Origin of the sequence: Winogradskyella sp. (assembly GCF_013042245.1) — a bacterium.
Lineage (GTDB): Bacteria > Bacteroidota > Bacteroidia > Flavobacteriales > Flavobacteriaceae > Winogradskyella.
Window position 1 is genome coordinate 1 of the sequence record NZ_JABDQL010000104.1, and the last position, 11,267, is coordinate 11,267.

Sequence of the window (11,267 nt, forward strand, 5' to 3'; positions counted from 1 at the left end):
ACTATTAAGATACTGAAAATCAATAACTTAAACAAGTTTAAGACGTTGTTTTTCAATGAATTAAGCTTGTTTTTTTATCTATTTACCAACCCTTGATTCGCATTACTAACACAATAACATCTACTGAAGCCTCAGATGTTAATATTCCTAGGTCTTCAGCCGAAGCCGTTTATGCGCAAATTACTGCAGATTTAGAATTTGCAGCAACATTATTGCCAGCTAGTTATGGCAATGATGCAAGTATTAATAAAGCAAGAGCAACATCAGGTGCAGCACATGCATTGGCAGCCAAGGCTTATGCGCAACAACCTAATCCTGATTATGATGCTGTATTAAATAGTATACAAGCTGTTGAGAGTAGCAGCGCAAGCTATCAACTCATACCATTTAATCAACTATTTAGCGGTAATAATTATAATAATGCAGAGTCTATTATTGAAGTACAATACCTTGGTGGAAATGAAGGGAATTTTGGTCCACAATTATTATTACCGCCATCTATAAGCGGAGATTCATGGAGAAAATTTGTGACACCATCTGTTGATTTAGTTGATGCGTTTGATTCTGAAGATGATACCGTTAGAAAAAATGCTTCAATTTTATTTGAGTCTGTTCAATGGGTTGATGAATTTTGGGGTAATAGCCAAGGTACAGCAATACCATTTAGTTACAAATGGAAAAACGCAAATGGTTTTGCAAGTGCGGATAACACTTATCTCATAAGATATGGTGATATCGTTTTGCTAAAGGCCGAAGCTTTAAATGAGACCAATCAACTTCAATCCGCTATTACAGAAGTAAACCGAATAAGAACTAGAGCAGAATTACCAGACTTAACAGACGCTCAAAGCAACTCTCAACAAGTATTGCGACAAACTATACTTAAAGAAAGACGATTAGAGTTATTTCAAGAAGGACAACGTTGGGATGACCTTGCCAGATATAACCTATTAGTCTCTACTATGAATAATCTAGTAGAAATAGATTTAAGAACAGGCAATCAAGTTAATTATAACATGACAGAGGCAAAAACATTACTGCCAATTCCTCAACAAGAGCTAGATAGAAATCCTGCTTTAGAACAAAATCCACTTTAAAAAACGCTTAGCTATGAAAACAAAGCACAAATATTTAGTTGCATTAAGTTTCCTGATTAGTTTCACTTTTACTACATGTGAAAAAGAGGATAATCTACAACCTGAAGGTGAATGGGAATTAAGTTCACCTGTAATTTTAACACCAACAGAAGATCAAAGTATCGTCTTAGATCAAGATACACCTAGCGAGTCCGTTACTTTTAGTTGGGAACCAGCTGTATCAACAGAAGGCTATGCAGTGACTTATGAAGTCTTAATGGCTCCAGCAGGAACAACAGATTTTTCTGCACCATTTTTCACTTCAGAACCTTCTAATAACGGAACAAATACATCACTATCCGTAAGTTACGAAGCATTAGATCAAGCCTTAGCTTTCTCAGGCTTTCCTGCCAATGAAGAGGCTGTTGTAAGCTTTGCAATTAGAGCAAATAGCTTGAGTAAGTCAAGCCTATCTACTTCAAACGTAACCATTATGCGTTTCGAAAATGAAGCATTGCCTCAGTCGCTTTATATTTCTGGGACAGCAACAGAAAACAATGATGATTTATCGCAAGCTATAGCTTTAAAGCGTTTAACAGACAGTAATGGTGAGCTTTCTAATATCTACGAAGTCTATACGAGTCTTATCGCAGGTGAAAGCTACAAGTTTTATAGTGAGCGTTCACTTCCGGCTTTAGAGTTTGGCGGTAGTGATGGCAATATCGTATCGTTTGGAGATGCCATAGTTGCCAATGATTCTCAGCAATTCAGAATAACAGTAAACTTAGACAACAATACTTATGAGCTTCTTCAAATAAATTTTTGGAGTATGGTAGGCACACCAATTAATGGTGGTTGGGGAGGAGACGAACCTTTAGATTACCAAGGTAATGGCGTTTGGAAAGCATCAATAAATCTTATAGAAACAGGTGGATTTGTATTTAGAGCAAATGGTGATTGGGGTTATTTACTAAAGCGAATCGTAGGAACACCAAATACCCTTGTTTTGGAAGGTGAAGCCGGTAATCAAGGATTAACTTTTGAAGATATACCAAACAACCAAACTGGTTTATATTTTGTGACTTTAGACTTATCTGCAGATAACTACACATATTCTTTTGAAATAGATGATTCAGTTGTTGAGCCAATTGCTACACCAGCACAATTGTTCTTGTTTGAAAATGGAGCAATGATTGAAGAGTTCTCATTAAGTGGAGATACTTTTAGTTCAGCGCGTTTTATTGCTATGCAAGCTAGTAACACATATACTTTAAATAGTGCTTTAGATGAAAGCGGAACGTCGTATTCAGTTAGTGGTATTCTTGCTGATAGTGCTACACCAGATGGTGACTTAGTCTCAGATGCCATAACACTTTTAGAAAATAGTAATTCATTTTCAGTATTAACAGATAGAGCATTGCGTTTTAATATAGATTTTAGCGCACCAGAACTTACTTGGACTTATTATAATATTAAATTATTCCATTGGCAAATTTGGGATGAGCGACAGGAGATTCAAATGTCTTATAGTCATCCAAATACTTTCACTGTAACATCTAATCTTATAGCTGGATCCGATAGTAAATTTATCAGCCCTTGGGATTTTGATTTTGGTAGTGACGACCCGACATCATTAACGGGAAACCTTATTAATGGAGGTGGAGCAAACATGCTCAATATTGAAACTGATGGTTCATATACTGTGACTATAATACTTAATGATGATTACCAGTCAGGAACCTATGAATTTGCACAATAAATATTTAAAACTTATGAATTTATTAACTCGATATAATTTGAAATTTTATTTTACACTACTTCTCGTAGTTGCTTTACAAGCCTGTAATAAAGATGAAATGAAGACATATCCACCACCAGTAGTGGAGGATGTAAATGTAGATTTTTACCTCACATCACCAGATGAAGCTAATCTACTCACGTTAACTACCAGTGGGATATTTCCAATGGTAACTAACTCGAATTTTACAATCAATGTATCTGAAGGTACAAGCTATCAAGAAATGGATGGTTTTGGATATTCATTAACAGGTGGAAGTGCCATGTTAATTAATAATATGTCTTCAGCAACACGTTCAGAATTATTGCAAGAACTTTTTGGAACCGGAGAAAATAGTATTGGTGTTAGCTACTTAAGAATTAGTATTGGGTCCTCCGATTTAGATGCGTCAACCTTTAGCTACAACGATTTACCAAGTGGTCAAACAGACGAAAATTTAGATAATTTTTCATTAAATGCAGACATGACTAATCTTGTGCCAGTATTAAATGAAATTCTAACCATTAATCCAAGCATTAAAATATTAGCAACACCTTGGTCAGCGCCAACATGGATGAAGAATAACAATAATACTGTTGGTGGCGAATTACTGCCACAATATTATAGTACATACACCAATTACTTCGTTAAGTATATTGAAGGAATGGCAGCTCAAGGCATTATCATAGATGCTATTACCATTCAAAATGAGCCTGAAAACCCATTCAATAACCCAAGTATGGTTATGAATGCGCAGCAGCAAAGAGATTTTATTAAGAACAATTTAGGTCCCACGTTTCAATCGGAAAATATAACAACTAAAATAATTTTATTTGACCATAATCTAGACAATCCAGATTATCCAATTTCAATATTGAACGATGCAACAGCAAAAAGTTATGTAGACGGATCAGCATTTCACTTATATGCTGGTCAAATAGATAATATGTCGCTTGTTCGTAATGCACATCCAGACAGAAATGTGTATTTCACAGAGCAGTGGATCCAAGCACCAGGAGATTTTTATTCAGATATACGTTGGCATGTTAGAGAACTTATGGTTGGAGCACCAAGAAATTGGAGTAAAAATGTGTTACAATGGAATTTAGCGGCTGACCCAAATAGCAATCCTCATACAGATGGTGGTTGCACAGAATGTCTTGGGGCGATTACAATAGATGGTAATTCTGTGCAAAGAAATCCTGGATATTACATCATAGCACATTCTTCAAAATTTGTTCCAGTAGGTTCTGTAAGGATTGAATCTAATACGTCTTTTGAATTTCCAAATGTAGCTTACAAAACACCTGAAGATAAGATTGTAGTGGTTGTATTAAACAATTCCGACGTACAAAAATCACTAAATATTAACGTACCAACAGAACCGATATCTGTAACACTACCAGCAGGTGCAGTTGCAACTTTTGTTTGGTAATTAAATTATAAGAAATGATTAAAAATTGTTTTTATATACTTTTTGTATGTATCACTTTATTGTCTTGTAAACAAAATGAAGAGCGTAATGACTTAGCGGTCATTAACGAAAGCGATATTAAAGAAAAGACAAATTTATTAGGCAAAGAGGCACAAATATACACCACTGCAGAGAATACAGATAAAAGACTGTTTTTAGACCTTCAAAAGACTTTTGAAAATGCAAAACAACCTTTAGAGACTGAAGTCGCAATTTTTGTTAATCCAGAAAAGCAATTTCAAGAATTTTTAGGTATTGGCGGAGCAATTACAGATGCGGCAGCAGAGGTGTTCTCTCAACTAAGTGAAGAAAAACAAGACGAATTTTTAAAAGCCTATTTCTCTGAAGAGGGTATTAATTATAATATCATACGAACGAGTATTCATAGTAGTGATTTTGGGTTAGGAAGTCATACTTACATAGAAGAAGGAGATAAGGAGCTCAAAACGTTTTCTATAGAAAAGGATAAAGTAAAACGCATACCTATGATAAAGCGTGCACAAGCATTAATTAATGATGATTTGGTGTTTTACGCAAGTCCTTGGAGTCCGCCAGCATTTATGAAATCTAATAATGATATGCTTCAGGGAGGTAAATTATTACCTGAATATTATCAAACTTGGGCAGATTATTTTGTGAAGTTTATAGAGGCTTATGAAGCGGAAGGTATTCCAGTTTGGGGAGTAACTATACAAAATGAGCCAATGGCAAAACAACGTTGGGAATCTTGTATTTATACAGCAGAAGAAGAACGTGATTTCCTAAAAAACAATCTAGGACCAACATTTGCAACCAATGGATTTAGTGGTAAAAACATTGTCGTATGGGATCATAACAGAGATTTAATCTCTCATAGAGCTAACACCATTTTTGAAGACCCAGAAGCTATGAAATATGCTTGGGGAATTGGTTTTCATTGGTATGAAATATGGACAGGTGGAGAGCCTAAATACGATAATCTAAAAAACATAAAAGCGTCTTTTCCAGAAATGAATTTGTTATTCACAGAAGGTTGTCAAGAAAAGTTCGATCCAACACAATACGAGCGCTGGTCTAATGCAGAACGTTATGGTAATTCTATGATTAATGATTTTAATAGTGGTACTGTTGGTTGGACTGATTGGAATATTCTATTAAATGAAAAAGGTGGACCAAATCACGTACAGAATTTTTGCTTTGCACCAATACATGCAGACACTCAAAATAACGAACTCATATATACACCAACGTATTATTACATAGGTCATTTTTCAAAATTTATTAAGCCTAAAGCTAAACGTATTAGTACAACTATGAGCAGAAGTACTATTGAAAGTACGTCGTTTCAAAATCCAAATGGGCAAATTATAACTGTAGTGATGAATAAAACTAAAGATCCTATCGACTACAAATTACTTGTCGGTGATTATGAGATAAAAAACAAAATATTGCCCCATGCAATGCAAACAATAATTTATTAACTAATAACAAGAAAGATACATGAAAAAAAATTACTTTATCGGATTAATGATGCTTGTAATGCTATTTTCGTTACAAACAAATGCTCAAGTAGATGTGACTATTAGAGTAGATATGTCTGCAGAGACTGTAAGTGCAAATGGTGTTCATGTTGCTGGTACAATTAATGGATGGTCTACTGATGCAACAATGCTTACTGAAGAAGGTATAACTGGTATTTACGCAGTTACTGTTCAATTAACCGAAGGATGGCATCGTTACAAATTTTTAAATGGAAGTGCTTGGGGAGAAGAAGAATCAGCAAGTTACCCTTGTGCTCCAACAAATGGAGATAGATTTATCTATGTAAATAATTCTGGATTGGCAGTAATTTTAGAGCCAGTTCCTTTTAATGGTTGTAATCCTTCTGGTACAGGATTCGAAGTAACGTTTAATGTGGATATGGCAAGTGCAGGTTCTATTGTTGCAGGCAATGTGCATATGGTAGGCTGGCATACTGATTGGAATCCAGAAAATTTATCGTTTCCAAATGCCACTGGAGATATCCATAGCGGAATGTTACGTTTACCATCACCAGCTGATTACCCAATTACATTTGAGTATAAATATTTAAGCGCTGCAGGTTGGGGAAATGATGAAACACCTGGACCAGAAGCAACTTGTGCAACAGTTACAGGAAATAATAGATTAATTACTGTAAATAATTCTGGAGCGAATATATACGATGTATTTAATGCCTGTAATTATGTGTTAAGCACGGAAGACTTTATAGCTAATTCATTAAAAATTGTATATAATAAAACAGAAAGAATGGTGAATTTCTTTAGTGAAGGACTCAATAATAAAATATCACAAATTCAAGTGTTTGATATTACAGGCAAATCTATTAAAACTATAGAAGGTATTAATTCTATTAGTGATATTAGTATCGATTTTCAAAGTCAAACTAATGGCATTTATTTTGTGAGAGTTGAGAGTAGCGATAAACAATTGGTTAAGAAAGTTATGGTCTACTAAATAAATTAAGCTAAAGCATTATGAAATGCGCATGCTAAACATATTATTACCCAAAGGAATTATTAATAGCGAACAGCATGTGTCCCTAAAAAAACATTACATATAAACACATGAACAATACATATAAACACATCAAATATTCTAAATTAATATTGGTGAAATATATTATCATTACTGGGGTGTTTTTTATTTCGAACATTGTTATCGCTCAATCCGTAGAAGTATGGTTAACGACAGGAGACCAAACTAATAAGCTAAGTGAAAAGAATGACCTTTCATTTAGCTCAGGAACAAAAAATGGTACTGTTATTGATATTGACGACGCTATCAATTACCAAACCATGGATGGGTTAGGTGCGGCTATGACAGGCTCATCTGCATATTTAATACAAACAAAATTATCAACATCGCAAAAGGATCTTCTTTTAAATGATCTATTTACAGATACAGGTATTAATCTAAGTAGGGTGAGACACAGTATAGGTGCTTCTGACTTTAATTTAAGTAGTTATACGTATAATGATATTGCACAAGGACAAACAGACCCTACCATTAACTAATTTTTCTTTAGGCAACGATCTAAATTATCTTGTTCCTTCACTACAGGCGTCTATTCAAAAGAATCCGTCATTAAAGATAGGGGGCACGCCAAGGAGTGCACCAGCGCGGATGAAAGAAAACTACACCTTAAATGGGTCTTGGTTAGATACACAATGGTATAATACTTTTGCCGATTATTTAGTAAAATATGTAGAGGCTTATGTCAATAACGGCTTAACAATATGGGCAATAACAGTTCAAAATGAGCCTAAATATGAGACTTCAAGTTATACATCGATGAGAATGGATCCCGGTAATCAAATCTCATTTTTAAAAAATGATATAGGTCCAGCGTTTGCAAGTACAGGTTTAACTGCAGGTATTATTGCGTATGATCACAATAGGGACGATCCAAATTACTCTATAGAAATTCTCAATGATAATAATTCAAAAAACTTTACAATTGGATCAGCGTTTCATGGTTATGCAGCTGATGTTTCAGCACAATCTACTGTCTATAATGCACATCCATATAAAGGCATATGGTTTACTGAAATAACCGGTGGAGACTATGCTCCAAATTTCGCAAATAATCTTGCTTCGAACATGAAAAATATTATTGTTGGCACAACACGAAATTGGGCTAAAGGTATTTTACTTTGGAATTTGGTCTTAGACGAAAATAACGGGTCACAAAATGGTGGCTGTATAGATTGTAGAGGAGTAGTAACTGTTAATTCTTCAACCGGTCAAATTACCAAAGAAGTGGAGTATTATGTATTAGGCCATATCAGTAAATTTGTTGACCAAGGTGCCACTAGAATCTTTAGTACAGAAAGCAATAAAATATTTAATGTCGCTTTTGAAAACCCTGATGGATCAATTGCTGTAATTGCATATAATAATTCAAATAAACCTCAAGAAACGTTTACAATTAGAGTAGGAAGTGAATCATTTGATTATATTATACCAAAAAACGCAGCTGTAACATTTAAGTGGACATCTAATACTTCAAATAATGTACCTCCAACGGTGTCTTTAACCTCACCTCAAAATGGTACATCTTTTACATCTCCTACCAACATTACTATTTCAGCAGATGCTATAGATACAAATGGAACCATAGCAAATGTTGAATTTTATGCAAACTCCAACTTATTAGCTAGTGATTTTACAAGTCCTTATAGTTTTGATTGGTTAAATGTTTCTGATGGTAACTATGAAATCATTGCAAGAACTATCGATAATGAAGGAGCTATTACAGATTCTGATCCAGTAAACATTACTGTAACTAATGGTACTGGTGCAGATACAATGTTTGTATCATCAATTACTACAGGAATCCAATCTGCATCTCAAGGCAGGAAATTTGGTGCTGCAGAGGTTTTTGTTAGTGATAATCTGGGTAATCCTGTAGAAAATGCTGTTGTAGAAGGAGAATTTTATGGATTGTTCAATGAAGTAGTTTCTGGTATAACGGCCGCTTCAGGAACGGTTAATTTTATTACTTCAGAGAGTAAAAAGGGCTCTGTAACTATCAATTTTTGCGTAAGTAATATTAGCAATTCTACATTATTGTTTACTTCAGATCCTCAATGGTCATGTACTAACACTAATAGGGAGTTGTCACTAGAAAAAGATTTAAGAACTTTCAAAAAAGATATTAGACTTGTCTAAAATAGCAATTCAAGAGTTTTAATCTTAGAAAATAATAATGAAAATAGTCCTTGTAAGAAGTGTTGAGATTATTGACATGGCAGTAAGACTTATTCAAAATTTTGATAACCTAAGTCATTCTAATTCCGTTCAAATGAATTTAGACTTAACCAAGAATGGTCTTTACTTTGTCAGATTAACTAGTAATGACCATCAAATTGTAAAAAAATATTGTGTATACGCTAACTATCATAAGCTAAAAATAAACCTAATTTTCTGTATTTTCGAGCGTGGTCACAGACCGTGGTCACAGAGCTTAGTCACAGAGCGTAGTCGAAGTGTAGTCGAGAAACCGTAAGGTTCAGCGTAGCTAAATATAAGCACTTGATTTTAATACATTTCGACTTTAGTTTAAGCTGAGTACTTCGACTTTAGTTTATGCTGAGCACAGTCGAAGTACTCAATGCTATAGATTAAATTAAAATCAATTTATGATATATTACGGACATTCAAAAAAAAATATTAGCATATTAATTAAACCCTTAAATTGATAGCAAATTGTTTCAACTAGACACGTTCTTTAAAATATATTTTTAAGACGTGTTGTTTTTTATTTCAATATTCAAAACTTATCCAAAATGAAAAAACAATCATACTTATTACTAATAACCATTATATCAGCTTTAGGCGGACTTTTGTTTGGCTATGACACAGGCGTTATAAATGGTGCTCAATTTTATTTAAGCAAGTATTTTGAATTGAGTGACGCCTTAAAAGGTTGGGTTGTAGGAAGTGCTCTTTTAGGCTGTTTCATTGGTGCTATAATTTCAGGTAAATTAAGTATTAAAATAGGAAGAAAACAATCATTAATTATATCAGCAATTCTTTTTGCCATATCCGCATTTGGGTCAGGATTACCAAGTCTTTTTCCCGAAACAGTAACTACCCTAGTTATATTTAGAGTTATTGGCGGATTAGGTATAGGAATTGCATCCATGAATGCACCTATGTATATCGCTGAGATTGCTCCAAGTTCTATAAGAGGTAAGATGGTAACTTATTATCAACTTGCTATTGTTATTGGTTTTTTTAGTGTGTTCTTAGTTACTTATTTCATTGGTAATAACCTAACGCAAACAGAGAGTATTCTATTTGGGTGGAGACGCATGTTTTGGTCAGAGTTAATTCCAAGTACATTATTTTTAGTTTTATTATTCTTTGTACCAAGAAGCCCAAGATGGTTGTGTATAAAAGGCAAAAATGAAGAAGCCATTGCTGTGTTAAATAAACTTCAAGATGAAGAAAGTGCGCAAGCCGACTATAAAGAAATACAAGCATCATTACATAATGAAAACGATACCGATTCTAAAGTTAATTACTTTTCAAAATTAATTTTAGGTATCATTATTATAGGAACTACAATTTCTGTATTACAACAATTTACAGGTATTAATGCTGTGCTTTACTATGGTGCTGATATCTTTGAAAAAGCCTTAGGTTTTGGTCAAGAAGATGTCTTATTACAACAAATTCTTTTAGCATTTATAAATGTTGTATTCACTTTTGTTGCCATGTATACTGTAGATAAATTCGGAAGAAAGCCATTAATATATATTGGTTGTACAGGTATGATTATTGGGTTTTTACTATTAGGAGTAACGTTACAGCAACAAAATGTTGGTATCCTGTCTTTATTAGGTATCTTAATTTTTATCGCTTCATTTTCACTATCTATGGGACCTATTGTATGGGTTTTATTATCAGAGATGTTTCCTAATAAAATTAGAAGTGTTGCTATGTCTATTGCAGTAGCTGCACAGTGGGCAGCAAATTACGTGGTGTCGCAATCATTCCCAATGGTAGTAGGCAGTGAAACTAATAATAATGCGTTTTGGAATGGATCTTTGCCATACTTTATATTCATTGTGTTTATTGCAATAATTATTATTGTGACTTATAAATTCGTCCCAGAAACAAAAGGCAAATCCTTAGAACAACTAGAAGACATTTGGGAATAGTTTAAATATTATTATTCAGATGATGCATAGGCAAAACGACCTCTTATAACTTTAGTTCATTGTCTTTTATTGGTCCCAAAAATAGTTAAAACTATGCACTTTAGTGCATCCGCTTTAGCTTCTAATACAATTTCTTAATTAAAAATACTGTTATAATTATTAGTTAGATATTCATAAGATGTTATGCTTTTAACTTTATGATTATCAGTTGTTTTTATTAGCTGCACTGTTTTTTCTTCTAACTCGTCTAA

9 protein-coding genes are annotated in these 11,267 nt (G+C 33.8%); all 9 read left to right on the forward strand.

Features of this window, described 5'->3' with window-relative positions; genetic code table 11:
• Positions 1 to 92: 92 nt before the first annotated feature.
• The 9 genes from HKP48_RS08315 to HKP48_RS08355 all read left to right on the forward strand — a co-directional run bounded on the left by HKP48_RS08315 (position 93) and on the right by HKP48_RS08355 (position 11,016).
• Complete coding sequence (locus tag HKP48_RS08315; RefSeq protein ID WP_296344746.1) at positions 93 to 1,097, forward strand: RagB/SusD family nutrient uptake outer membrane protein; 1,005 nt, start codon at positions 93 to 95, stop codon at positions 1,095 to 1,097.
• Between the two features lie 13 nt (positions 1,098 to 1,110).
• Positions 1,111 to 2,835 (forward strand): SusE domain-containing protein, encoded by a 1,725-nt coding sequence (locus HKP48_RS08320; RefSeq protein ID WP_296344748.1) that lies wholly within the window; start codon positions 1,111 to 1,113, stop codon positions 2,833 to 2,835.
• A 37-nt stretch (positions 2,836 to 2,872) separates the two neighbouring features.
• Complete coding sequence (locus HKP48_RS08325; protein WP_296344750.1) at positions 2,873 to 4,288, forward strand: glycoside hydrolase family 30 beta sandwich domain-containing protein; 1,416 nt, start codon at positions 2,873 to 2,875, stop codon at positions 4,286 to 4,288.
• 14 nt (positions 4,289 to 4,302) lie between these two features.
• Positions 4,303 to 5,787, forward strand: a complete 1,485-nt coding sequence (locus HKP48_RS08330; protein WP_296344752.1) for a glycoside hydrolase family 30 protein — start codon at positions 4,303 to 4,305, stop codon at positions 5,785 to 5,787.
• Positions 5,788 to 5,806: 19 nt separating this feature from the next.
• Positions 5,807 to 6,802 (forward strand): T9SS type A sorting domain-containing protein, encoded by a 996-nt coding sequence (locus HKP48_RS08335; protein WP_296344754.1) that lies wholly within the window; start codon positions 5,807 to 5,809, stop codon positions 6,800 to 6,802.
• A gap of 110 nt (positions 6,803 to 6,912) precedes the next feature.
• Positions 6,913 to 7,362, forward strand: coding sequence for a hypothetical protein (locus HKP48_RS08340; RefSeq protein WP_296344757.1), 450 nt, complete (start codon positions 6,913 to 6,915; stop codon positions 7,360 to 7,362).
• Entirely contained in the window at positions 7,322 to 9,019 is a 1,698-nt protein-coding gene (locus tag HKP48_RS08345; RefSeq protein ID WP_296344759.1) for an Ig-like domain-containing protein, read from the forward strand. The genes HKP48_RS08340 and HKP48_RS08345 overlap by 41 nt, the downstream gene beginning before the upstream one ends.
• Before the next feature lie 37 nt (positions 9,020 to 9,056).
• Positions 9,057 to 9,356, forward strand: coding sequence for a T9SS type A sorting domain-containing protein (locus tag HKP48_RS08350; RefSeq protein WP_296344761.1), 300 nt, complete (start codon positions 9,057 to 9,059; stop codon positions 9,354 to 9,356).
• A 280-nt stretch (positions 9,357 to 9,636) separates the two neighbouring features.
• Positions 9,637 to 11,016 (forward strand): sugar porter family MFS transporter, encoded by a 1,380-nt coding sequence (locus HKP48_RS08355; protein ID WP_296344763.1) that lies wholly within the window; start codon positions 9,637 to 9,639, stop codon positions 11,014 to 11,016.
• Positions 11,017 to 11,267: the final 251 nt, after the last annotated feature.